Annotated in this window: 19 protein-coding genes; 4 read left to right on the top strand and 15 right to left on the bottom strand. The window is 58.1% G+C overall.

Going from position 1 to position 23,974, the window contains the following annotated elements; translation table 11 throughout:
* Positions 1 to 23: 23 nt before the first annotated feature.
* The 5 genes from ACE3QM_RS12000 to ACE3QM_RS11980 form a co-directional block, all read right to left on the bottom strand.
* Positions 24 to 449: a hypothetical protein gene (locus ACE3QM_RS12000; protein WP_374422132.1), complete on the bottom strand. Its 426-nt coding sequence runs from the start codon at positions 447 to 449 to the stop codon at positions 24 to 26.
* Between the two features lie 37 nt (positions 450 to 486).
* On the bottom strand, positions 487 to 1,017 hold the full coding sequence (locus tag ACE3QM_RS11995; protein WP_374422130.1) for a hypothetical protein: 531 nt from the start codon (positions 1,015 to 1,017) through the stop codon (positions 487 to 489).
* Between the two features lie 65 nt (positions 1,018 to 1,082).
* On the bottom strand, positions 1,083 to 1,622 hold the full coding sequence (locus ACE3QM_RS11990) for an NTF2 fold immunity protein (RefSeq protein WP_374422128.1): 540 nt from the start codon (positions 1,620 to 1,622) through the stop codon (positions 1,083 to 1,085).
* A gap of 113 nt (positions 1,623 to 1,735) precedes the next feature.
* A complete protein-coding gene (locus ACE3QM_RS11985; protein ID WP_374422126.1) occupies positions 1,736 to 2,065 on the bottom strand; it encodes a hypothetical protein in 330 nt (109 codons plus the stop codon).
* 2 nt (positions 2,066 to 2,067) lie between these two features.
* Positions 2,068 to 2,451, bottom strand: a complete 384-nt coding sequence (locus ACE3QM_RS11980) for a hypothetical protein (RefSeq protein WP_374422124.1) — start codon at positions 2,449 to 2,451, stop codon at positions 2,068 to 2,070.
* 487 nt (positions 2,452 to 2,938) lie between these two features.
* Between ACE3QM_RS11980 and ACE3QM_RS11975 the strand changes: the two genes are divergently transcribed.
* Positions 2,939 to 3,262, top strand: coding sequence for a DUF1484 family protein (locus ACE3QM_RS11975; protein WP_156183719.1), 324 nt, complete (start codon positions 2,939 to 2,941; stop codon positions 3,260 to 3,262).
* Between the two features lie 248 nt (positions 3,263 to 3,510).
* On the opposite strand, the gene ACE3QM_RS11970 is transcribed toward ACE3QM_RS11975, so the two are convergent.
* From ACE3QM_RS11970 to tssJ, 10 genes are all read right to left on the bottom strand, one after another.
* On the bottom strand, positions 3,511 to 3,873 hold the full coding sequence (locus tag ACE3QM_RS11970; protein WP_374422121.1) for a hypothetical protein: 363 nt from the start codon (positions 3,871 to 3,873) through the stop codon (positions 3,511 to 3,513).
* Positions 3,874 to 4,576: 703 nt separating this feature from the next.
* Positions 4,577 to 5,311, bottom strand: a complete 735-nt coding sequence (locus ACE3QM_RS11965; RefSeq protein ID WP_374422119.1) for a hypothetical protein — start codon at positions 5,309 to 5,311, stop codon at positions 4,577 to 4,579.
* Positions 5,312 to 5,314: 3 nt separating this feature from the next.
* Positions 5,315 to 6,163 carry an RHS repeat domain-containing protein gene (locus tag ACE3QM_RS11960; RefSeq protein ID WP_374422117.1) on the bottom strand — a complete coding sequence of 283 codons (849 nt, stop codon included), beginning with the start codon at positions 6,161 to 6,163 and terminating at the stop codon, positions 5,315 to 5,317.
* A 659-nt stretch (positions 6,164 to 6,822) separates the two neighbouring features.
* Complete coding sequence (locus ACE3QM_RS11955) at positions 6,823 to 7,077, bottom strand: hypothetical protein (protein WP_374422115.1); 255 nt, start codon at positions 7,075 to 7,077, stop codon at positions 6,823 to 6,825.
* Entirely contained in the window at positions 7,078 to 11,676 is a 4,599-nt protein-coding gene (locus ACE3QM_RS11950; RefSeq protein ID WP_374422113.1) for an RHS repeat-associated core domain-containing protein, read from the bottom strand.
* Positions 11,677 to 11,691: 15 nt separating this feature from the next.
* On the bottom strand, positions 11,692 to 14,721 hold the full coding sequence (locus ACE3QM_RS11945; protein WP_374422111.1) for a type VI secretion system Vgr family protein: 3,030 nt from the start codon (positions 14,719 to 14,721) through the stop codon (positions 11,692 to 11,694).
* Between the two features lie 19 nt (positions 14,722 to 14,740).
* The gene (tssE, locus tag ACE3QM_RS11940) at positions 14,741 to 15,217 is read right to left on the bottom strand and encodes a type VI secretion system baseplate subunit TssE (RefSeq protein WP_048409778.1); all 477 of its coding nucleotides are present in this window, start codon (positions 15,215 to 15,217) and stop codon (positions 14,741 to 14,743) included.
* 3 nt (positions 15,218 to 15,220) lie between these two features.
* Entirely contained in the window at positions 15,221 to 15,922 is a 702-nt protein-coding gene (gene icmH, locus ACE3QM_RS11935; RefSeq protein ID WP_048409779.1) for a type IVB secretion system protein IcmH/DotU, read from the bottom strand.
* A 7-nt stretch (positions 15,923 to 15,929) separates the two neighbouring features.
* On the bottom strand, positions 15,930 to 17,276 hold the full coding sequence (gene tssK / locus ACE3QM_RS11930; protein ID WP_048409780.1) for a type VI secretion system baseplate subunit TssK: 1,347 nt from the start codon (positions 17,274 to 17,276) through the stop codon (positions 15,930 to 15,932).
* 269 nt (positions 17,277 to 17,545) lie between these two features.
* Positions 17,546 to 18,085: a type VI secretion system lipoprotein TssJ gene (gene tssJ / locus ACE3QM_RS11925; RefSeq protein WP_048409781.1), complete on the bottom strand. Its 540-nt coding sequence runs from the start codon at positions 18,083 to 18,085 to the stop codon at positions 17,546 to 17,548.
* 180 nt (positions 18,086 to 18,265) lie between these two features.
* On the opposite strand from tssJ, the gene ACE3QM_RS11920 reads away from it, so the two are divergent.
* From ACE3QM_RS11920 to tagF, 3 genes are read left to right on the top strand one after another with little or no spacing between them, the layout of a single operon-like run.
* Positions 18,266 to 19,120 (top strand): M15 family metallopeptidase, encoded by an 855-nt coding sequence (locus ACE3QM_RS11920; RefSeq protein WP_082151008.1) that lies wholly within the window; start codon positions 18,266 to 18,268, stop codon positions 19,118 to 19,120.
* A 27-nt stretch (positions 19,121 to 19,147) separates the two neighbouring features.
* Positions 19,148 to 22,912 carry a type VI secretion system membrane subunit TssM gene (gene tssM / locus ACE3QM_RS11915; protein WP_374422107.1) on the top strand — a complete coding sequence of 1,255 codons (3,765 nt, stop codon included), beginning with the start codon at positions 19,148 to 19,150 and terminating at the stop codon, positions 22,910 to 22,912.
* A 15-nt stretch (positions 22,913 to 22,927) separates the two neighbouring features.
* Complete coding sequence (tagF, locus tag ACE3QM_RS11910) at positions 22,928 to 23,947, top strand: type VI secretion system-associated protein TagF (RefSeq protein WP_374422105.1); 1,020 nt, start codon at positions 22,928 to 22,930, stop codon at positions 23,945 to 23,947.
* Positions 23,948 to 23,974: the final 27 nt, after the last annotated feature.

The raw sequence follows: 23,974 nt of genomic DNA, 5'->3' as shown, positions 1-23,974 counted from the left end.
GCTCGCGAGACTTTGAACGGGCGCTAAGAAAAGTAGGAAATTAGAAAGCTGTTGAAGTCTTTCCATCTCGCAGTGTGGGTGCCTTGCCTCAGTGAGGGAATCTCCTCGAAGTTTACGTCCAGCACCGCTTCACTGCTCTTGTCATACAGATACATGCCTTCGCTTTCATCTGTCGTCAGTGCGAGATAGTGAACTGGAATGCCATAAACGCTTTGTATGTGTTCAGTCTGATCCGGTATGGCGGGTATCACTAAAGCCACGATATCCAGTAACTCTGGCTCATCATTTGGGCTAATGAATGCTCCTTGGTACTTCATGTAGAACTCTCCAAACTGAGAGCGCTCACTTATCCCAAGGTGTTTTAATGCGGCTGCCGCGAGGGAAGGGTGGGAGCGGAAAACATCTCCCTTTTGAGCGGCCAAGTAAATGCCCACGGCGATTGGAATCATCCTGAATATAGATCCTGGTTGAGCTTTGCGTTTGAATTCACATGATGGAGGGAGGGCTAAAAGAGATGATTTTCCCCACCGGCTGAGCATGGTTTTTCTCAGGAAAGACAGTGTAGCCGCAAGGAATCCTGCCCTGTTTGTATATATCTAACAGGCGGCTGAAAAGCATTCTTTTGATACCTATCCGCTTTACAAAATATTCCTCAATAATGATATGGCTAATGTCATAGCCAATATCATCGGCTAAACTTTTCAGTCCATGTGCTTGTTCAAACTGTCTTAGTTTAGGCGCTATTCTTTCGTCAAAAAACAGACGGGCCGCTTTGGCGACGCTATTCCATTCCTGATATTGATTCTGAAACTTCTTATTAAGAGTCAGGCTCAATTGTGCCGCCGCTTCGCTCCTGACACTTTCCCATTCTTCAGATCGAATCCTGTGCTCAAAGCTTTCGAGGCTATTGCAAAATGTCCCATTCGATTCGAGCGCCGGGTGGCTTGACGTAACATTTTCGAAGAAGGGGACGGTATCCATCATTTGTAAGATGACGGGTAATATGCTTTTTTCCATTTTGATTTAATCACGCCATGTTTGGGGTGGCAGCGTTATAACTAGTCATTGCCGATGGTGCACCGCTATATGGAATTCTTTTTTGTCCAGTTGACACCATCAATGCTTTGAAGCGCTTTGTCAATTTTGAAGTTATCTTTTTTCAGGAAAATAAGGTACTTTGAGTAACGGTTTTGTTGCTTTCTACTTATTGTAATGGTTTCAAACTTGGTGGGCGTGATTTCCGTACAGGAGATCGCCTCCTGATCATAGAGGCGAGGTCTCCCGACCCCTAGTGTCTCCAGCTTGGCCTGTCCAATTGTATTAAAAGCCGTTTCCGTTAGATAAGGTTGCAATATGAGCTCAAGTTTGGCTCTAGACTCCAGGCAGACGGCATCAATATGGCTACCGCTAGACATGTTCTCAATTTTTTTCTTTTCTGCATAATACCAGTCTTCCCATTCGAGCATTTTCGTCAGAAAGTTGGAGGTGAATTCTATGGGGGACATTGGAAAGCGTCTATGGCGGGGTTGGTGCGGTGTGTTTGAATTTCGTAAGGTATGGGCGGACTCTAATTCGGCATGCTCCATGATCTGCAGGCGAGGCACTGAACTTGATTTTTTCATTCTGCACTTTCTGATATGAGCTAATGCAGCGTGATGACATTTGTACTTGATATGAAGCGGCGGATGCCTATGAGCGAACCAATGTATAACCCGCTTGCCAACTGGGCTGTCTTTTAGATTTCCTTCCATACATCTTCAAAGCCGTATGGGTCCACCATGAATTTATAGCCGGGTTCCAAGCAAAGATACTTCATCACTTCCGGCAAGTATTCATTAAGGTGACTAAGATGCATGGGTTTGAAAAAATCTGGCGTATCCGAGAAGTCTCCGCAGTAGAAAAACCAGGATATATTGTCACCATCTTGTTTGAAGGTTCTGATGCCGCGTATGGGGAGTTGACCAATTGTTTCGAGCGCAATGGCGATCATTTCACTGTCATCTGGCGCAATTATTTTTGATGAATATTTTTGGCAAATCTCAATTTGTTCTTGGCTGTTTTGCATGCTTATGCTGCTGAAGGTGATTGTTTTTTATTTTTTATCTCAGTGATAAATCTGCTTGATATGGTGTCTAGGTATGGGGTGATTGTTTTTCTTACATTTTCTTTGGGAGATTGGATCGTACTGAAGTCGTCCGCTATAATCTCTCCGTCTGGTGTGCATATCTCCAATGCAATCGTTACAGTGCTTTCATCAAAGCCGCCTTCAATAAGTAGCTCGATTTCAAGCGGAAGCACCGAGATATAAGCGGTAAAATTATTTTCCCCCAAAAATAAGCGCCGTGGTTGATGTGAACTTCTGAGAAGCTGAACTCTACGCTGTCGGCTATTTCTGCGGTGATTCCTAGCATTTGTTCCTTGATAATATCCATTATGTTCTGCCGTTTTCAACAGTCACTTCATAAGGCTCAAGTAATTAGCCGCTTCATCTCTATGATGGAGGCTGTAGTGTAGCTTGGATTCTTGGTGCCGGGCGTGGCTGGTGGCGATCGCGTTGATTGTGTGTGTCTGACTTCAGTTGCAGTGGTCGATCATCCGCTGACGCCAGCTTTAGCCCGATACTTGTACGCCGCAGATGATGTCTGCGTGGAGTGGGGGACGTCGGCCCCTTGCCTCCCGGCCCCAAGCACGTGATAATCCTGCTGTGCTGTGGTTTAGCACCGGAATTAGCGTTCCGAATCAGTAAGGCGGACTGCCGCCACATGCGGCATTTTTTACGTCCGTGACACCATTGCTACGTCCTTTTCTCTGGCGGGCCATGGTGGGAGCGTGCTTGCACGCGCCGGATCCTTACTGCCGGTAACGCTAATCCCGCCATGTGCCCGCCGCCTCCGGTTAGCGTCGGATGGTGGGCTTAATGCTCAGTAAAGGAGTCGCCATGACTAGCACCACTCAATCCCCTCATCTTCCCACGCTGTCTAACTTGCTGCGCCAATTGCATGCCCTGCGCCAGCAACATCCCGCACTGCAGCCGCTTGACCCGCTGTTGCAACAGCTAGACAAATACTGCGAGCATTTCCAGCAGAGTGCCCGTCTGATCTGCCTGGAACTCAGCCAGGTCAGCAGCGCGATGGCCGGTCTAACGATGATGTTGGACCAATCCAACCTCGATACGCTGGACAGCGAACAGATGTATTGCTTGCTGGAACCACTCGCCCGCCGCTTGCAACAGACCTCGATGCAAATGCAAGAACTGGCCTAAGCACCCAAACGACCAAAGCCCCGGATGGGGCTTTGGTTTTGTTGTGGCCTGATTGAGAATTGCCTAGCTGCTTGTGGTCCTGAGCTGTCGGTGGCGGGGGCGCTGTCCCGCTAGTTGGCTGCAGAGGCGAATCGTAAACTCTCACGCTCTTGGGGTCGTTGAGCGATTATTTAATCTCAAAGAGTAAGAAAGCTAATCTAGCAATTTTATGTCAAGGCTATTCGCTGTTTTTTTGGGAAGTGATCAATTCATTTTTGCAAAAATTGTGCAATAGATTCTCCCGTTATAGGGGCTTGGTTTTTTAATCTAAAGCTCACATCAGTTCCCATGATCTGCAAGTCGGCAATTTCAATTCGCCCCATTTGAGGTGATGGGCCGATCAAGAAAAAGCCGATTTCTTTTATTTCTTTTTCCAGTCGATCAATCTCAACAAACAGCTGATTGTTTGTGGCGTACTCAAATTCGTTGAATAGCTTTTTGTGTAATGAGAAATGAAGGCGGGGTGCAAATTTACCGAGTAAGAGTTCGCCTTCAATAAAAGTTGTAGCAATTCTACCTATTAAATTCCCTACGCGGTCATGTAAATTAAAGTCGGCTATCGCGGGCTTCATGTTCTGTTTCGATGAGAGGTGAAGTTGTTCTGGTAGAGATGAAGATTTTGACTTTATTACAGCTTGAGGTGTTAAAAAAATTGAAATAAAGGATAAAAATATGGGTGTTATCAATCTGCACAGGTGAGCTGAATGCTATGCTTGTTGATATGGGTTGTGATCTTTGCAAGAAGTCAATTTGATAAATTATGTATGGCTTTGAGGTTTATGTATTTTGTATTTGTGTTTTTTTGGTAATTGAGCTGATGGCTTAGGTGTTTTGACGTGATTTTGCATAAACCTCTACGCATTTGTAGCACATTGGTTTAAGTGTGGATAATACTAAATTTAATATGCCTTCGTTTTCTATTTTGACCTGAGGAGTAGAGAAAGCCACATCGTGTATGATTTCTCCTCCAGTGACAACGAGCGGGAACTCAAGCTCTTCAAAAATAATGCTTGTATATAATATTTGATCGAGTGTGTTGTTCTTGATGGCCTCGGTGGCTTTGCTGCTGATGTTTTCCGTGCCAGACCAGTCATGGTGTATACATTTTACTAGCGTCATATTTTTGGTGTTAAAGGTTTTTGTTCAAACCTCACCTGAGTTGTGAGGTATTTTCTTGTGCTGATTGATGGAATTTGATGGGTAATCCATATGAAATTTTGATTTTAATTTTTGCAATTCAAGGAGTTGTTTGCTGTAATGCTCAGAGATGATTTACTAGTTAGCTTGATTTTTGCTAATGTGCCATGCGATATTAAAAACAGATGGCTCTATCATCAGCTGCTTGGATAGGGATTTTGCAGAACTGAAATCAAGATTGTTATTTTCTGGTTTTGATATTTCGGTAGTGAATAGCTCTATTTTTCTTTCTATTTCGTACTGCTCGTGTGTAAGGTCTTTTCGATCATTCTCTATTTTGTTGAGAAAAGATATTTCTTTTTCTGATGGGCGGTAATTAAATACAGTATCATTTTTTAGATTGTATGTAAATATAAAATAAATCGCCTCATTTAAAATCTGTTTGGTCATGTGTTGATGCGATTTGTCGTATGCATTTATGAATTTTTTTAATAAATATGATGTTCCTTCTTTCGTGTTTGTTGCCTTCGGGTGGTGACTTGAAATTACTGTGGCGCCATATGAAGAGTGAAGGCTTTCGATTAAATATATCAGAGCATCAGAAAACTGTTGATATGATATAAGGTCTGTCTGATGCTTTGGAGTTTGTTGATGAGCTTTTTCACTGCAAAGACATGCATTTAAGTAATCGGTAAGAATTTCATCTGGCAGCTCATTTTCCCAGTCTAGTATGTGAGTTTGATAATATCTCAGGGCGAGTTGGATTTTGTTTTCTGCCAAATCGAATCCAGAAATGTTGCTTGGATCCTCCCAGGTGTATGGACCATAATTGTCAATTCTTCTTTTTATTTCGCTAATGTTGATTTTTTTCATGGGTTAGCTCTTTTTAAAGCCAGGCATGCTGAGTGCGTGATCCAATTTCGCTACATATGGGTCTGCAAGGCGGTGAAGCTCTTTCTTTTGCTCTTGACAAAGGTCGTAGGCGTTATCTACTTGTTTTAGGGTTATTTTTAACGTGTTTCTAATCTGCATGCCTTTTTGTACGTGATCTGAGCCACCGACTAGTTCACCAGTTCGTTTTGTATGCTCAATGGCACCGGACACCCCTCCGGGAACAGTTAAGTTAGCGTTTGGCCTGTTGGTGTAGTCATGAGTTGCAGTTGCCTCTCTAATTTCTGCAAGCTTTTCAGCATAAATTGCTTTAGCTCTAACTGGGCATTGTGGTTTTCTCGCAGCTAAGCCTAGGGGGTCAACCCAGCTAACTGGATTGGGTGTGTAGTTATGAATATTTAACCCACCCATCAACCCAATCGGATCCCGCGAAATAAACCGCCCGATCTCCGGATCATAGTAGCGGTGGCGGTTGTAGTGCAGCCCGGATTCCTCATCCTGGTACTGCCCCTGGAAACGGCAGGGGTTGCGGATGCCGGCCTTGCTGGCGGCGTCGGCGATGATTTCCCGCGCCTGGCCCCAGGCCTGGTAGTCCATTTCCAGCGCCAGCGCGCCTTGTTCGTCGGTCAGCGCCTGCGGCGTGCCCAGGTGGTCGGTGTGGTGGTAGTACACCGCCGTCGGTTCGCTGGGTTCCGGCGCGGGTTTGCGCAGCGGGTCCAGGTCGGAGTCGTAGGGCCGGTACTGGTTCCAGTTGGGCACTTTGACGCCGCGCACGGCTTCGGTGTGGACTTGGGCCAGCGGCACGAAGCTGTCCGGCTCAAACAGATAGTGCACCGCTTGTTCGTCCCGGGTTTCGAAGGCCAGTACGTCGCCGTCCCAGCCATAGAAGCGTGGTCTGGCTGGTCTGGGTCTTGGCGGTGGGCCTAGCGGGCTGCTGGGGTAGTTGCAGCTGGAGACTGGTTGATCAATTTCTTTTGGTTATGATTTAAATGAGTTGATATTTATTTTGCGTGAACGTTAATGTTCCTTACCAAATCGGAGAGGAGTAAGTCTGCTTTCGTATATGGTCCCCGTTATTGCCATCTGGTTTTCTCATTTTTAAGCCAGTCCATGCTTGTTATTAGACTAGTCTGCAAGTTAGTGAGAATATTTTCTATCTCCATCGGTAATGATTTTTTGCTTTTATATTTTTTATTAATTGCTCTATGCTACTAATGGCTTGCTAGATTTCAATATCTGTGATGGCTACATTTGATCTGGCATTTAGGATCAATGTGGTGATGTCATCAATCCACATTTCATTTATGTTGGCCATGAGTCTTCCTTAACACTGGACGCCTTATCTCATTGGGTTAGGAAGTGACTGTGTTCATAGTTCGCTGCTATTGATTTCTATGGTAGTTTGCGCAGTAGGCCTATGGCGGACTCGTAGAACCCGTGCGGAGTCATAGAACCTGTATGGTTTTTTTGTACTGAACATGACGTTAAGGTGGTTAATTTGAGGGCAAATTTGCAATGATGCTATTTTCTAGATCCTTTAACTCTTGAGGTGAAAAGCTATCAATTGGGCATATTTCGGCCCCATAATCCAAGTCGATTTTTATGTTTAAATTTTTGCCATGATGCTTGCAAATTAAAATATCTGCTTCTGGCATCAGGCCTTCCTCTATTATTTCTATAATATTGGGGTCGTTTATTTTTTTGATGGCTTGTTTTATGTCTGCTGTTTCTAGGTTGATGAATCTCATTTAAATTCCTTCTAGCTGTTTTTTACAATCAATGCCTTCTAGGGATTTGTTTACACTTGCTCGTGATTTTTGCGAAGACTCTTCGATGCTTTTGTATATATCTTCCGAAGTTTCTGCCCCTTTGGCTTTCGCGCGAGCAATAGCATCCTTCCATTTTAGCATCGGCTCAGCTCTTTTTGTGCCCGACGCCTCCCCCCCAATATATAGGCCCGTCCCCCATTTGGAGTCACTGCTGAGTAGTCGTGCGCGTATTCGAGCCTCATTTCTGAGTTTGTGGGCTAATCTTGCTCTTTCTTTCTGGGACTTGCATTCGCATAATTTAGCATTGATTCTTTCTTCTTCTCTTAAATACCAGCATCTTGTTTGAATAGGTGTCAGCGACCCTCTTTTGGGGTCGGTCGTTCTAAGGTTTACGAGCCCTAACGGGTCTACCCACTCCACTGGGTTTGTCGCGTACATGAAATTATTCATTCCGCCGAACAACCCAATCGGATCCCGCGAAATAAACCGCCCAATCTCCGGATCATAGTAGCGGTGGCGGTTGTAGTGTAGGCCGGATTCTTGATCCTGGTACTGGCCCTGGAAACGGAAGGGGTTGCGGATGCCGGCCTTGCTGGCGGCGTCGGCGATGACTTCGCGCGCTTGGCCCCAGGCCTGGTAGTCCATTTCCAGCGCCAGCGCGCCTTGTTCGTCGGTCAGCGCCTGCGGCGTGCCCAGGTGGTCGGTGTGGTGGTAGTACACCGCCGTCGGTTCGCTGGGTTCCGGCGCGGGTTTGCGCAGCGGGTCCAGGTCGGAGTCGTAGGGCCGGTACTGGTTCCAGTTGGGCACTTTGACGCCGCGCACGGCTTCGGTGTGGACTTGGGCCAGCGGCACGAAGCTGTCCGGCTCAAACAGATAATGCACTGCTTGTTCGTCCCGGGTTTCGAAGGCCAGCACGTCGCCGTCCCAGCCGTAAAGCGTGGTCTGGCCGGCCTGGATTTTGGCGATGCGGCGGCCCAGCGGGTCGTAGTGGTAGTCGGTGCGCTGGCCGTCCGGCGCGGTCAGGCGGGACAAGCGGTTGTGGCTGTCCCATTCCAGCTTGGTGAGCGCGCCGTTGACGCGTTTTTCCACCAGGTTGCCGCGGCTGTCGTAGCGGTAGTGGCGGCCGGCGTACTGGCTGAGCAGATTGCCCAACAGGCTGTTGTCCTGGTGGCCGTCGGCGGCCGGGGTGTTGTCCAGCAGGTTGCCGGCCGGGTCGAAGCGGAAGCTTTCCACGCCCTTGGGGGTGGCGGCTTCCAGCAGGCGGCCCACCGGGTCGTAGCGGTAGTTGAGCTGGCCGGCGCGGCTGTCGGCGATGCCGGTGAGTTGGCCGGCGGCGTCGTACTGGTATTGGCGGTTCCACTGGGTGCTGCCCATCAGCCGCTGGCTGGCCAGGCGGCCGGCCTTGTCGTAGCTCTGGTGCTGTTGCAGCGCATTGCCCAGCACGCGCTGGGTTTCGCGGTGCAGCTTGTCGCGCTCCAGGTTGACGATGTCGCGCTGGCCAAACAGCAGGCCATGCACGTGGCCGCTGCCGTAGCTGAGGATGTCCACGCGGCGGCCGTCCGGGCGCACGCTGGCGACGCGGTTGCCCAGCGGGTCGTGCTCATGCTGCCAGCGGTAGGTTTCCTTGACGCCGGCCACGCTGTAGCCGTGGTGTTCTTCCACTACATTGCCCACCGGGTCGTAGATCCAGCGCAGGCTGGCGTAGCGGTTCTTGGCCTGGTACAGCCGTCCGGCGGCGTCGTAGCCGAAGCTTTCCTTGCTGTTCGGCGCGCTGCGCTCGATCAGGCGGCCGGCGCGGTCGTAGCGGTAGTCGGTGGCGATATCGCCTTCTTGCTGCTTTTCCAGCTGGCCGGCCACGTTGTAGTGGTAGCGGGTGGCGCTGCCGTCGAAGCCGGTTTCGCTGATCAGTTGGCCGCCGGCATCGTATTCGAACAGGTAGTGGCGGTGGTTTTCATTGCGCAGCGCGGTCAGCCGGCCCAGCTTGTCGTATTTGTAGGCCAGGCTGTGGCCGTTGGCGTCGGTGCGGGCCTGCAGCCGGCCGGCCTGGTCGTAGTCGTAATGGGTGGCGCGGCCCAGCGGGTCGGTCAGCTTGAGCAGGCGCGCTTCGGCGTCGTGTTCCAGCTGGGTGGCCTGGCCGTCCGGCTGGACGATGGCTTGCAGGGTGCCGTTGGCCGCGTACTGGTAGCGGGTGGCGCTACCCATCGCGTCGATGATCAACTGCGCGCGGCCGCGTTCGTCGTACTGCCACTGGGTGGCGCTGCCGGAGCAGTCGGTATAGCTCTGCAGTAGGCCGTCCGGGCGGTAGGCTATCTGCTTCTTGCCGCCCTTGGCATCGGTGATGGCCACCGGCAGGCCCTGTTCGTTGTAGGCGTACTTGGTCTTGTGGCCCAGCGGGTCGGCTTCCTCGATCAGCTGGCCCTTGTCGTCGTAGGCGCGCAGCCATTTTTCGCCGAGCGGATCGGTGATTTCCACCAGATTGTCCTCGGCGTCGTAGGCAAAAGCGACTTCGCTGCCGTCGCGGCGCTCGTGCAGCACCATATTGCCCTTGTCGTCGTAGGTGAAGCTGTCTTGCGAGCCGTCCGGGAAGATGTGATTGACCAGGTTCTTCTGGGCGTCGTAGTCGAACCATTCTTCCTTGTGGTCCGGGTAGACGATGCGGTAGTTGTAGCCCTTGTCGTCGAAGTAGTACTCGGTGGTGCGGCCGTAGGCGTCGGTGACATAGGTGAGGTCGATATTGTCGTCCCAGGCCAGGCGGATGTCCTGGCTGCCGTCGTCGGCGTATTCGCGCACGGCGCGCGCGTCCAGGTGGCTGCCGTCCCATTCCAGGTGGATGCCGCGGCCGGTGCGATCGGTGTAGCGGGTCAGCAGGTGGTGCTGGTACTGGTAGCTCCAGCTTTGGCCGTTTTCATCGCTGGCGGCCAGCAGGTCGCCGGCGTCCGCGGCCAGCGGCGTGATCTCGCTGTATTGGTATTGCGCCAGCGTGCGCAGCGGCAGGCCGGTTTCCGGGTTTTGCAGGCTGACGCGGACGATGCGGCCGTGCTTGTCATGCGCCAGATCCACCACATGGCCGGCGCTGCTGACTAGCTGGATCAGCCGGCCGTCTCGGAAGTTCATCGCGATGCTGTTGCCGGCGCGGTCCTTGATCAGCGCCAGGCGGAAGCTGTCGCCGTGGCGCTCGTACAGCTGCACCAGGTCGTGGCCGTAGGTCTGGGAGATCAGGGTGTCGGACAGGCGGCTGAGGGTGAAGCCTTCCAGCTCGTCCTTCAGGGATTCGCCCACCGGCAGCAGCGGATAGTCCAGGGTGCGGCAGCTGTCGTCGTGGTGCTTCAGCGCTTCGCCCTCGATGTCGAAGCGCGCGCCGTAGGCCACGCCCCAGCGCGCGCCCAGGTCGCCGCGGGCGTCGTTGCCGTCGAAGTTGGAGCGGTATTGCCGGGTCCAAATGATGGGCAGCACGCCGGGCAGGCTGAAGTCGGTGTGTTGCAGCGATTCTTCGCCCAGCACATAGCCGATGCTGTTGGGCGAGGCGGCGCAGGCGCATTTGGGCGGCGGTTTGATCTTGCCCTTGAAGCGGCTGGTGACTTCCTGATAAAGCTGCTGGGTGCCTTTCTTGGCCTTGTTGGTGACTTTGTTGGCCACCGCTGCGGCCTTTTTGGGCAGGTGTTTGAGAAAAGCTTCCAGCAGCTTGTTCAGCAAGGGCTTCAGGTGGCTGGAGTACATGGACAGCAGCTTGGCGGTGAGCTGGCCGGCCCAGGCCAGCAGGGTGCGGCCCAGGCTCAGCATCATGCGGGCGGCGGCGCTGCCTTTCAGCGCCATGTCTATACCCTTGGCCGCGGCCACGGTCATGCCGGCGGCGGCTTCTTTCTTGGCGTTGGCGGCGGCGCGGTTGAGCGCGTCCAGTTCCGCGCCCACCGATGCCCAGAAGCCTTGATTATTGGTTTTCTCCAGGTGGTATTTGACCGGCGCTTGCGGCACGTGCTGTTTGACGTAGCCGCTGAAGTTGCCGGAGCCCAGGCTGATCAGCAGATTGGCCAGGTCCGAGATGATGACCTTGCCCTTGCCGCCGCAGGTTTCCAGCGTGCTCTGCATTTTGCCGTCCACGTGCTTGACCCACTGGTCCGGCATATTGCGGAAGTCGGCCGGCAACATATTGGCCACTTTCTGGGTCAGCGAGGCGGACAGCTCCATTTTCAGCCAGTCGCCGCCGGCGCGGCGCACGCTGCTGGCGCACAGCTTCAGCGTGGGGCGCGCGCCCATTTTGAACAGGCCGCCGGCGGCCGGCACCACGCCCACCAGGTCCACGCCCAGAAACAGCCAGTCGAAGACATCGACTTCCTGCTTCTTCTTGCTCTTTTCCGACATCTCCATCAGGTCGACGATGACATCGCCCACCGAGATCAGGTTGCCGACGATGGGCACCGCGCTGCCTATGGTCTTGAGGCTGTCCACCGACAGATGCCCGTCGCTGATGCTTTGCAGCCATTGATCGAAAGTCTTGCCGGTTTGTTGGATGACTTGGGCTGCGTTTTGCGGCGTGCCGTTGATTACGGCGACGGGTTTGGCTTGGGCTGCGGTGCTCATGTCGAAGGAGGGCTCTTAAACGATATTCTTGATCATGCCGGCGGCGGAGGGGAGGGACGCGCCGGAGGCAAGTTGTTTGATGTCGCGCGCTTGTTGCAGCGCGGCCTGTGCTTGGGAGGCCATGGCCTTGGCCTGGTCCACCGCGCCCTTGGCCTGGGCCAGGTTTTGCGCCAGGCCGGCGGCGGCGGGCGGCAGCGCCTTGCCCACCAGGCTGCTTAGCTGATTCATTGCTTGTTCTTGCACCGCCGCGCCCATCTTTTGCAGCACCGCTTCCGGCTGCGGCACAAAGGGGAAGATGTCCGCCTCGCTCTTGTGCGGACGGCCCAGGAATTGCACTTGCGCCGGCCCGGTGGGCAAGCCATTGACGATGGCCTTGCCGGCCTCGTCCAGCACGCCACGGTGTTTGACGCCCAATGCGTCGGTGACCACGAACTTGCCCTGATCCATGGAGAAGCCGTTGGCGAAATCGTGGATCACTTGCAGATTACCCATGCCGGGCTTGTTGAAGGTGGGCGTGGGCGTGCTGAGGCTGGCCGGGCCGCTGAGCGCGTGGCTGGCGCCCTTGACGCTGACTTCGCCCGGGCAGTGCACTTCGATATTGCCGCCCTTGAGCCGGATATAGCCGCCGCCGCTGGTGAGCAGGATTTCCTGACCGGCGGCGATTTCCACCTTGCCCTTGCAGGCGGTGACGGTCACATCCTTGTCCGCGGTGACCTCGATGCTGTCGCTCTGCGCTTGAACCTGCACCTTGCCCTTGGCGGCGATCAGCTTCAGCGCGATCTGGTCCTTGACCCCGGCGACGAACAGGCTGATGTGTTGGCCTACATTGTGAATCCAGCGCCGACCTGAGGTTTGATTGCTGTCGCGCTGCGCCACCAGGTCCAGATTGGTTCCCGCCGCCACGGTCTGGCTTTGCTGGCTCAGGCTGGCGATGCCGGCCGGGCCGGACAGAATAATCAGCGGCTGCTGACCGGCTTGGTCCTTGGCGGTCTTGCCGTCCTTGTCGGTGTTGGAACCGGCTTCCCAGGCTTTCAAGGCCGCGGCCTGGTGTTGCAGATGGCCTTCGGTTTTCTTGGCGGCCTTGGCGTTGTCCGGGCCGATTTCCTCCGGCCCGGTTTCCATGGTGTCGGCCTGCTGGCCGCTGGCGGTGTCGCCCAGGCTTTGGCTCAGGGCCAGGGCTGCATCGAGCTGGCTTTGCGCCTGTTCGCGCGCCAGTTGTTTACCGGATGCGCCGTTCTGCGCTTCGGTGCTCAGCAGCAGGCCGTGGCCGGCACGGATCGCGCCGTGATGGTCGGTGCGCAGTTCGAAGCCATCGCCGCGCGGTTCGGCCTTGCCATTGCTGCGCGGCTGGGTGAGGAAGCCTTGATTCAGCTGGGTCTTGCCGGGTTCGGAACTCAGCTTGGCCCGAACTTCACCCGGGGTGTCGTCGAACAGCAGTTCGTTGTACAGGCCGCCCTGGTATTCCTTGGACTTGATGCCGGACAGCGTCTTGTTGGCTGGCAGCGCGCCAGCGCCGCTGAAGTCCGGGGTGGCATGGCTGCCGTTGTAGAGCACGCCGGTAATCACCGGGCGGTCGATATCGCCTTCGATGAAGTCGACCAACACTTCCTGGCCGATGCGCGGGATGAATTGATGGCCCCAGCCGGCGCCGGCGCTGGGCATCACCACCCGCAGCCAGCAGGAGGATTTATCGTCCATCCCCGCGCCGATGCTGGGGTGTTCGTCCGGCCGCTGCCAGTGGAACTGCACCTTGATGCGGCCGTGCTGGTCGGTGTGGACTTCCTCTCCTTGCGGGCCCACCACGGTGGCGGTCTGCACGCCACGAGACTTGGGCTTGGCCAGTTCGGTATGGGCGTAGGCCGGGGTCAGCGGCACGCCGCGACGCTGGGCGTCGAAGTCGGCGCGGAACGGTTGCGCGTCTTTCTCTCCCGCCAGCGCTTTGAGATCCGCCGGCAGGTTGTTGCGCGCGCTCAGGGTCTGGCGGGTGACGACGAATTCGCGCTGTTCGCTGCTGTCGCCGTCGTGAGCCGGGTGTTCGTCCAGGCGGAACCACTGGCCGGCGGCCAGGCCGCGCACCGAACCGCCGCCGCTGAATTGCTTGGCCTTGAGGTCATGCGCTTGCTGGCGCAGCTGGGCGTAGTGGCTGAGCTGATCGGCGTCGCCGGCGTAGTACAGCGATTGCGGGTCGTAGTCGTGCAAGGACGATTGCAAGGCCTTGCCGTTCTGGCCCTGGTCGATGCGGCTGTCGTCGCCGCTGTGCTGGGTCTGCACCGGCTGGTAATCGAAGCTGGCCAAGGCCACCGCGGCGGGGACGATCTGGCGCTGCGCGTTCCACTCGGTCAGGCCGTCTTCGGCTTCGGTGGCGTCGCTGCGGTGGAAGCGCACTCGTTCCACGCTGGCCGGCGGCAGGCTGTAAGGGTCGTCGAAGGCGACCAGCTGCACTTGGGGGGTGTCGCCATCGACATGATCGAAACGCCAGGCATAGCCCTCTTCGTGCAACAGCCGCACGATGAAGTCGTAATCGGATTCGCGGTATTGCAGGCAGTAGCTGCGCGGCGACGCCGGGCCGGTCTTGAACGCCAGCGTCTGCACCCGCGCGAACACCGGGTTGGCTTGCTGATGCTCGGCCAGGATCTGTTTGACGATGTCCGGCACCGACAGGTCCTGGAACACCCGTGAGCTGACGCGATGGCGCAGCAGCGCGAACGGCGGTTCGATGGTCAACTGGTAGCGGCTGAAGCCGCCATCCGAGCCTAGGCTCTGCACCTTGGACACCACGCCGCAGCGCAGGCTCTCCGCGCCGGCGGCATCGAGAATGCCGAGGCGGGCCGGCAGGCCGAGCAGGGTCTTGAGTTCGATCGCGCCGTCCGGGGACAGACACACCAACTGGTAGGCGTAAGGCCGGGACACGCCTTCCTCGCCGGCCAGGCTCAGCGGCAGCAGTTGCTCGGCCGCCACGCTGCCGTCGCCCAGGCTGAGGGTGAGCAGGCGCTGGTCTTGATTGAAGGCGGAGGCGAAGCTGGCGAGCAGGGTGCTGAGGTCCATGGGGCGCTGTCAGGCTGAGTCAGCCTTGTACCTTGTATACGTTGGAGGAGAGTTGCAGCGTGGCGTCGAAGGTGACCGGCGGCCGGTGCGGGTGCACTTTCAGCACCGCGTCGACGCGGAAGCGCAGGTGGCGCTCCATCTCGCGCGGCGCGTCCAGATTGACGCGCACGCGGGATAGCCGCGGCTCGTGCACTTCGATGGCGCGGCGCAGTTGTTCGCGCAAGAGTTCGCGGTCGTGCGGGTTGAGCAGGCTGATGCCGGACAGGTCCGGAATGCCGAAGCTCAGCATGCTGTCGTTGGCCAGCGGGTAGGCGTCGAACAGCTCTTGCACCGGCGCGAGCCGGGTGTTGAGCAGCGCTTCCAGATCCCGCGCCAGCGAGCGCTTGATCTGCGCCAGCTCGTAGAGCATGGTTTCGGCGCCATGGCTGTTGTCCGGCTGATCGTCCAACAGCCGGTCCAGAACCGATGGCAGCAGCTGGGCGTGGCGGCGGTTCATCGCTTACAGGCCGAAAATGCTTTGCATCTGGCTGGACAGCAACCAGCGGTAGGCGACGAAGATGCCGGCGCCCACCACGGCCAGCAGCGCGAAGTACAGCCATAGCGGCAGTTCATGGCGCACAAAGGCCTGGAAGCGTTGCGGCAGTTGCCAGTTGGGCGCGAACTCGGCCTTGCCGCCGCGCACTTGCTGGATTTCCTGGCCCAGTTTGTGGGTCAGATAGCCCAGTTTTTCCTGGCCTTCCAGCAGGTATTTGCCCTGGAAGCCCAGCAGCAGGCAGGTATAGAACACTTCCAGCGGCTCGATATGGGTGGCCGGTTCCAGCCGCAGCTGTTCCAGGCGGTTGAAGAAGCCCTCGCCGGCCAGGTGCTCGCCAAACAGGCGGAGTTGCAGCGGCATGCGTTCCCATTCGTCGCGGATGTCGAATTCCGACGACAGGATGATTTCGTCCATCAAGGCGCAGAACGCGTACTTGGAGTGGTTGATGGCGTTCTGATCCTTGCCGAAGTTGCGCGCATTGCGCTCGTACTGGTTCAGGAATTGGTCGACGCGGCGGTTGAATTCCACCGCGCTGCTGGGGGCGTTGCCGTCCTTGAGCAGGAACAGCAGGTAGATGCCGTCTTCCAGCATTTCGCGCAGGGTGGGGGCCGCGGCGGCGGCCACGGCCAGCGGACGTTCTTGAGGGGTGGCGGCGGTTTGGTTCATGGCGGTCTCAGCGGAATACGGCGATCAGTTCAAGCGTCAGGTTGGAGAGCGTTTGCGGCATGTAGATGCAGATGCTGCGCGATTGCAGCATGCGGCTGAAGATTTCGCCGTGCGGCTCCAACGCGAAATAGTGGTTGCCCACCCGCACCGGAATGGCGGACGGGGTTTGCGCCGCGTGGCTGAGCGCCACGCCGCGCATGGCGGAGTTGAGGATTTTTTCCACGTCGTCCGGCGCGCCTATCTTCATCTTCAACGGCACGCTGTCGATGATCTGGCTGGCCGGCAGTTCGCTTTGCACCGACAGGTAGTAATCGACGTTTTCCAGCAGGCGGTCGCTTTCCAGCCGGCCGATGTAGAAGGACGGCTTGGGCGAGTGCAGCGGGATGATGGCGTAGCGCGAGGAAATCACGGTTTCCAGCAGTTCGCGGATTTGCGCGTCCAGCGCCGGCAGCACGGTGTGCAGGTCGTCGTGGCGGTAGGCCGGGATGTCGGACAGCGTGTAGTGGGTGGAGAAGGTCTGCAACTCGCCGCAGAATTCGGCCAGCGCCAGGTAGAGTTCTTCCGGATGCAGCGGGCTGGCCAGCGACAGGTGGCGCAGCTTGGCGAAGTTGCGGTTGACGGTGTGCAGCAGCCAGAAGGAGCTGATGTCGCTGGAGCTGTACTCCATCACGTTCTTGGCGCGTTCGCGCTGGCCGCCGGACAGCGCCTGGTTCTTCACCAGCAGGATGTCCAGCAGGCGGCGCAGCATGTGGCTGACTTCGCGCGAGCCTTCCACCGTCACCAGCGGCGGGATGAAGCCGCCGGCCAGGCTCCATTGGCCGGTGGCGTCCTTTTCCAGCCGGCACAGCGGGATGGCGTCGTAGCCATCGCGGTTTTCTTCCTCGATCATCAGCCGCACGTCCAGTTCCAGCGTGGACAGGTCGGCGTCCAGCGCCTGGGTGTAGAGGTCGGCCACTTCGACATTGGCGCTCTGGAAGCGGGTGGGGCGGGACATCGCCTCGCCGCTGCGGGTATTGCCGCCATAGGGCTGCATATGGGCGAGACAGGCGTAGAGCGTGGTCTTGATGCCGGCTTGCGGCAAGGTGTTCAGGTCGCGCGACAAGGGCAGCGGCGCATTGACCGGCGCCTGGTACAGCGTGCCGTCGCGAAACAGGATGGACAAGGCGTCGATGCGGACGGTGCCGCCCTTCAGCGCCTGCTCATCCAGCGTGATCTGCTGCACGCCCCAGGCGTGGCGGTTGCTCAGTTGCTGCCGCGAGGAGAGGTGCTGCTCCAGCAAGAGGGCTTGCTGCTGAAAGTGCTGCGGGCGCAGGAACATGCCTTCGCCCCATAGCACTCGTTTGGCTTGTTGCATTACTGATACACCTTGTCTGGATTGCAATTTCAAATTCAATGGGCGCTGAAAATTCATCAGCGGGTTCGCCGGGCTTGGCCGCGGCGGCTGCGGGCGGCTTGCCCGGCAAGGCCAAATCCCGTCTGGGGCCGGGCGCAGCCGGTAATAACACCCTGTTCAAACTGTGTACACGATCGCTAAAATGCGCGACATTTTGCAGCAGCGCTTTGTCCTTGTCATGCAAAAGGCTTTGTTAATTTTCAGCGTCGCGCTCTATGGCCGGTGGCGCCTCAGTTCCGGCTGGCGGCGCAATCCACCTTGGGCGTGGAGGGCTGGCCGGGCATGGTCAAGGCCTTGGGCTTGATGGCTTCCAAGTGGCATTCTGCGGCGCGGAAGCTCAGATCCTTGCTACGGACGGTGTCGGCGTCATACAACAGGCGCCAGAAATTGGGGTCCGGACGGCGGAAGAAACCGACGACACCGATGAACTGTGCGTCTTTTTCAATGGTGACGTCATCCAGCGTCACTTTACCACCTGGCAAAAAGGTCAGTTCCTTGCTGCTGATCAGGCTATCGCCCAGGAGCTCGGATTCGGGTTTGCCGCTGGCCAGCGCTTCCATGGTCAGGCGGTTGAAGGCCTGCTGGTTTTTCAGCTGGTAGACGTGCACCACCACGGACAGCGGTTTTCCTTTGGCGTCGCGGTTTAGCGTGGGGGTTCCCTCGGCCTTGATGTCTATGTTTTTGGTGCTGGAACAAGCGGTCAGAGTGGCTATGACAACGGCGGAAAACAAGACTGCTGCGCGTTGCCAATGGGGGCGTTTTTTCGTCATGACGGCGGTTCCTAACGATTGGATTTGTGACTATCTGCTATCGAAAGTATCCCAAATTTTTGGTTTAATTGGAATGCATGATAGCTGGCAATTTAATTTGCATATTGGCGTCAAAATTCGCGATTGGGTCGTTCAAGCTATTGATTTAAATTGTAATGTCATTTACTGTTTTGCGTCAAAATGCATTTTAACTATATCCTGCCAGTCCTTGTGTTTGGCATCGTCTCGCTGCTGTCGTGGCTGGGCTGGAAGTTCTTCTTGGGACAGCCCCGCATCTTGGAGGGAACGCGCTCTCCAAAGGCCGTCGCGCCGGTAGCGGACACGCCTGCGGCGGCTCCTGCGCTTTCGAATGAAAAGCGGGCATTGAGCGCCGCTTTTTTGCGTGTGTCGAGCGGAGCGCCGGGCGTGGCCGCCCGCTACTGGCGGGTGTGGCTGCCGGTGGTGTCCCTGCTGCTGGTGGCGCTGGCGGTGGCGATCACGCTGAAGCTGAACCGCTTCCACCGCAGCCCGGAGTTCGAGGCGGCCGAGTATGCCCAGGGCATCAGAATCAAACAAACGCTGCTGGAAGAAAAACTGGTGCCGCCGCCGCCGCTGCCGCCGGAAGCTTTTGTCAATGTCATCGCGGAGCGCCCCAGCCTGGGCCATGCCGACCGCGACTGGAGCAAGCTGAATCCGGAGTTCGTGCAGGTGGTGCTGCGGGTGATGGAAAAAATGAAGGCGCGGGGCTTTCCCATGGTGCTGCTGGAGGGCTACCGCAGCCCGGAGCGCCAGGATTCGCTGGCCGGGCAGGCCACGCTGGTGACCAAGGCCAAGGGTGGCCAGAGCAAGCATCAATACGGCTTGGCGGTGGACCTGGCGCCGATCCGCGCGGGCAAGGTAGTGATTTCAGAACGTGACCCCTGGGCGATGCAGGCTTACACCGCGCTGGGGGAGGAAGCTGCTGCAGCCGGCCTGACATGGGGCGGTAACTGGAGCTTCAAGGACTTCGGGCATATTGAGAGGCCCGGCTCGCTCAAGTCCCTGCTCAAAAAATAACGGCTTACAAGAAGGTGGTGGGTGTTTATGAAAGGTTGGTTGCGTCACGCCAAAGTGGCTTCTGCAATCGGGTTCCTGATCCTGATCGCGTTGATCTGGTTCCTGGGCCCCTGGTTGGGCCTGGAGTCGCTGGAGGCCCGCTTGGGCTGGATCATCGGCGTCATGTTGTTCTGGGTGCTGACTCTGCTGGTGGGCCAGGTGCTGGCGCGCCGCGCCGGTGGCCTCTTGGAGCGCATGCTGCGCAAGCAGGCGGACGAGGCGGTGATCAACGCCAGTTCCGACAAGCGCGCCGAGGTTACCCTGTTGCGCCAGCGGCTGCTGGGCGCCATCGATACGCTGAAAAAATCCAAGCTGGGTTCCGCCAGCGGCAGCGCCGCGCTGTACGAGCTGCCGTGGTACATGATCATCGGCCACCCGGCGGCGGGTAAGAGTTCCGCCATCCTGCAATCCGGCCTCACCTTTCCGTTCAGCGACAAGAGCGGCATCCAGGGCGTGGGCGGCACCCGCAACTGCGACTGGTTCTTCTCCACCGAGGGCGTGCTGCTGGACACCGCCGGCCGTTACGCGACCCAGAGCGAGGACCGGGTGGAGTGGCTGGAATTCCTCAAGCTGCTGAAAAAGCACCGCGCCAAGGCGCCGGTGAACGGCATCCTGATCGCCATCAGCCTGCCGGAACTGGCGCAGCACAATAGCGAAGGTTTCACCTTGTACGCGCGCCAGATCCGCGAGCGCATCCATGAGGTGTGCAATACCTTCGGCCTGTTGGTGCCCATCTATCTGGTGTTCACCAAGCTGGACCTGTTGGGCGGCTTCGCCCAGTTCTTCCAGGAAGCCGACGACGAGGAACGCGCGCGGGTCTGGGGCGCGACCTTGAGCGCCGATCAAGGCGCCGGCTTCGACATCGCCACCGTCACCGGCCAGCAGTTTGAACTGCTGTACCGCGGCCTGGTGCAGGCCGGCGAGGAAAAGCTGATCCAGTATCGCGGCGACCAGATCAAGCCCGCCCATTTCGCCTTCCCCATCGAATTCCACGGCCTGAAAGAGGCGGTGGTCAAGTTCGTTAAGCTCTTGCACGAGGAAGACCCCTACCACGCGCGCCCGCTGCTGCGTGGCTTCTATTTCACCAGCGCGCTGCAAGAAGGCGTGCCGCGCATCGTCGCCGCCAATCGGGTGCAAGGTCAGTTCGATTTGAACAAGGGCGGTCAGGACATGAAGCAGGCGCCCGCGTCCTATAGCTTCTTCCTGCGCAATCTGTTCCGCGACGTGCTGTTCCAGGATCAACACCTGATTTCGCGCCAGACCAAGCCCAGCGGCAGCCGCTGGCGCCTGATCGGCATGGCGGCCGGCGTGTTGTCGCTGGCGGCGCTGGCCAGCTTCTGGACCTGGTCCTTCATCGGCAACCAGCACCTGCTGGACGAGGTGAAGGCGGAACGCGCCCAGGCGCAGAAACTGGCCGCTAGCGGTCAGCTGTACGACAAGCTGCGCTCGCTGCAAATCCTGCAAAAGCGTTTGGAAGAACTGCAGGCCTATCGCAAGAACGGAGCGCCGTGGCAGATCGGTCTGGGCCTGTACCAGGGCAAGGAGCTGGAACCGCAACTGCGCCGCGAGTATTTCGCCGGCCTGAAGGACGTGATGCTGCGCCCGGTGCAGCGCAATCTGGAAACCACGCTGGTGGCGCTGAAGCCCGAAGCGCCGGCCCCGGCGCCGGTGGTGAGCGAGCCGGCCAAGCCGGCGGTGGCGGCGCCCGCTCCGGCGCCGTTCAAACCCAAGCCCAAGAAGCACGCGCCGCGCGGAGGCCTGCCCAATATCAAGCTGAGCGCGCTGGATTGGCCGCAACGCGCCACCACGGCCAAGCTGGACGCGTCCGCTGCTCAAGGCGAAACCGCCGCGCCGCAGCGCAATCCGCAGCAGCTGGACGCCAGCTACAACGCGCTGAAAACCTATCTGATGCTGCATGAGCAGAAGCGCATGGACGAGGCGCACCTGATAGACCAGCTGCCGCGCTACTGGCGGCCGTATCTGGAAAGCCAGCGCGGGCAGTATTCGGTGGAAGAGGTGATGGCGGTGGCCGAAAAGCTGGTGGCCTTCTACGTCAGCCAGATCAAGGAAGCGGACCTGCCCTTGATCGACAACAACGCCAAGGTGGTGGGCGAAGCGCGCGATGTGCTGCGTGGTTCCTTCAAGCGCCTGTCCGCGCAGGAGCGGGTGTTCAATGAAATCAAGGCGCGCGCCAATACCCGTTTCTCGCCGCTGACCGTGGCGCGCATCCTGGACAACCGCGATCTGGACGTGATCGCCGGCAGCCAGATGGTGGAGGGCGCTTTCACCCGCGAAGCCTGGAACGGCTACGTCAAGGGCGCGATCGACGAAGCCAGCAAGGGCGAGATCCGCAGCGACGATTGGGTGCTGGCCTCGTCCACCCAGGACAATCTGGGCCGCGACGGCGACGTGGAGAAAAACCGAGCCACGCTGGAAACCCTGTATCGCACCCAGTACGCGGCGGCCTGGAAGAAATTCCTGATCGGCGTCACCACTCGCGACTTCACCAATCCGGCGCAGTCGGCGTCGGCGATGGCGCGGCTGTCCGACAAGCAAAACTCGCCGATCAAGCTGGTGCTGGCGCGCGCGGCGATGGAAACCGCCTGGGACAACCCGTCCGAGCTGAACCGTTCGCTGGAAAACGCCAAGCAGTCGATGCTGGAAAAGACTGCTGAATTCCTCAAGGGCGGCAGCGCGCCGGCCCAGGCCGACAAGGGCAAGCTGTACGGCGAAGTGGGCCGTCAGTTCGCCGGCGTCGCGCAGCTGGTCAAGGGCGACAACCCGCCGATCAACGCCTATCTGGACCAACTGGCCAAGCTGAAGGCCAAGCTGGCCGCCATCTCCAGCACCGACGAGCCCGGCCCGCAGGCGCGCGCCGCGCTGCAGGCGACGCTGAGCGGTTCCGGCTCCGAACTGGGCGACACCGCCGCCTTCGTCGACAATAGCCTGCTCAGCCAGGTGTCGCCGGAAACCGGCGAAATGGTGCGGCCGATGCTGGTGCGTCCGCTGACCCAGTCTTACAACGCCTTGCTGGGCCCGGTGGCCAACGACATCAACCAGGCCTGGGCCAATGAGGTGCTGCCGCAATGGAAGCAGCTGGCCGGCAAATATCCGTTCGCCGATTCCAGCAACAGCGCCTCGGTGGCGGAGATCAGCCGCTTCGTCAAAGCCAATGACGGCACCCTGGACAAATTCATCAACAAATACCTGAGCGGCCTGGTGCAGAAGAAGGGCGACCAATTGGTGCCGCGCGCCTGGGGCAATATGGGGGTGAAATTCAACCCGGCCTTCCTGTCCAGCGTCAGCAGCCTGTCCGCGCTGGCCAACACCCAGTTGCAGGACGGTGAGAACACCCGCTTTGAGTTGCAGCCGACGCCGACGCCGGGCCTGTCCGAGATCGTGTTCGAGGTGGACGGCCAGGAATTGCGCTACCGCAACGGCCCGCAAGCCTGGCAGCCGTTCACCTGGCCGGGTACTGGCCAGAACGCCGGCGCGCGCATCCAGGTGGTGTCCTACAGCGGCGCCAGCAGCGTGGTGGGCAACCAGCCGGGCCGCATGGGCCTGATGCGCTTGCTGTCCAGCGCCAAGGTCAGCCAGGACAGCCCGGACTCCGCCCAGCTTACCTGGAACCTGCGCAAGCCCGATGGCGACGCGCAAACGGTGAAATTCAATTTCCGCATGGTCGGTGGCGTCAACCCGCTGCAACTGACCAAGCTGTACAAGCTGACCTTGCCTGAGCGCGTGACGCTGTAAGGAGAGAGACGAGTCATGGCGTTCAATTTCAAGCGCGCTCAGGAAGCGCCCCCGCAGTTTTGCATTTTCGGCAAATTGCCGCGCCGCGGCGATTTTGTCCGCATCAACGCCACCCATCCGGCGGCCACCCAACTGGACCAGCTGCTGGCCCAGAGCCTGCTGGGGCTGGAGAGCGGGCCGGAGGCGGTGGAGCGTTACCGCGCGACGCCGGCCACCAGCTTCGTGTTGCGCAGCCGCGATCAAATGTGGCTATCGCTGGGCGTGATGCAGCCCAGTCGCGACGAGAGCGGCCGCAACTACCCGCTGGTGGCGGCCTCCTTGCTGCCATGCGACACCCCGCTGCCGCCGCTGTCGGTGCTGATGCTGGCCAACGAGCTGTTTTTCTCCGGCTTGAAGGAGCAGTTGAGCAGCGCCATCGACAATGCGGTGGAAATGCTGGCCTGCCGGCAGTTCCTTGAGGAGCAGTCGTGGTTCGGCTCCTCCTCCAGCGCCGACATCGAGCTGGCGCAGCAACTGCTGGAGCGGCATATGACGATGACCCCGGCCAGCCGGCTGGGCGCGCTGCTGGCCCAACGCGGCCTGCCGGACCTGGAAACCGTGCTGCTGGCCTTCACCTTCCACCATCAGCTGCTGCGCAAGTTCAAGGGCAGCCTGACGGCGCAAACCTACTTGCTGCCGCTGCCGGACAGCGACGGCGAAGACATGCTGGCCGCGGCTACCTGGCTGTCGCTGTACCAGGCCGCCACCACCGGCCAGGGAGGCCAGGCGGAGCAATGCCTGCTGATGCGGCGGCCGGAAGGCCGTTTCCTGGCCTTGCTGCCAGGTGAACTGAATGAGCAAATCGTGGCGCAGTGTTGGGGCGGGCAACTGGACGCGCGTTTCGTGGTCGACGTGGCCGAACCGCAGGCGCCGTGGCGCAACCACCAGGCTTATGCCGAGGCGGCCTATATCCTGGGGCGGCGGCTGAACGATCCGTCCATTTCGGTGGCTCAGTTGAGCGATGTGGCTTCCAGCCTGTCGCGCAGCGTGGCCTGAGTATTGGCGTAACACCGGAGCCGCGGG

Source organism: Chromobacterium sp. (assembly GCF_041912965.1).
Classification (GTDB): domain Bacteria; phylum Pseudomonadota; class Gammaproteobacteria; order Burkholderiales; family Chromobacteriaceae; genus Chromobacterium; species Chromobacterium aquaticum.
This window is presented reverse-complemented; position numbering and strand designations above follow the sequence as displayed.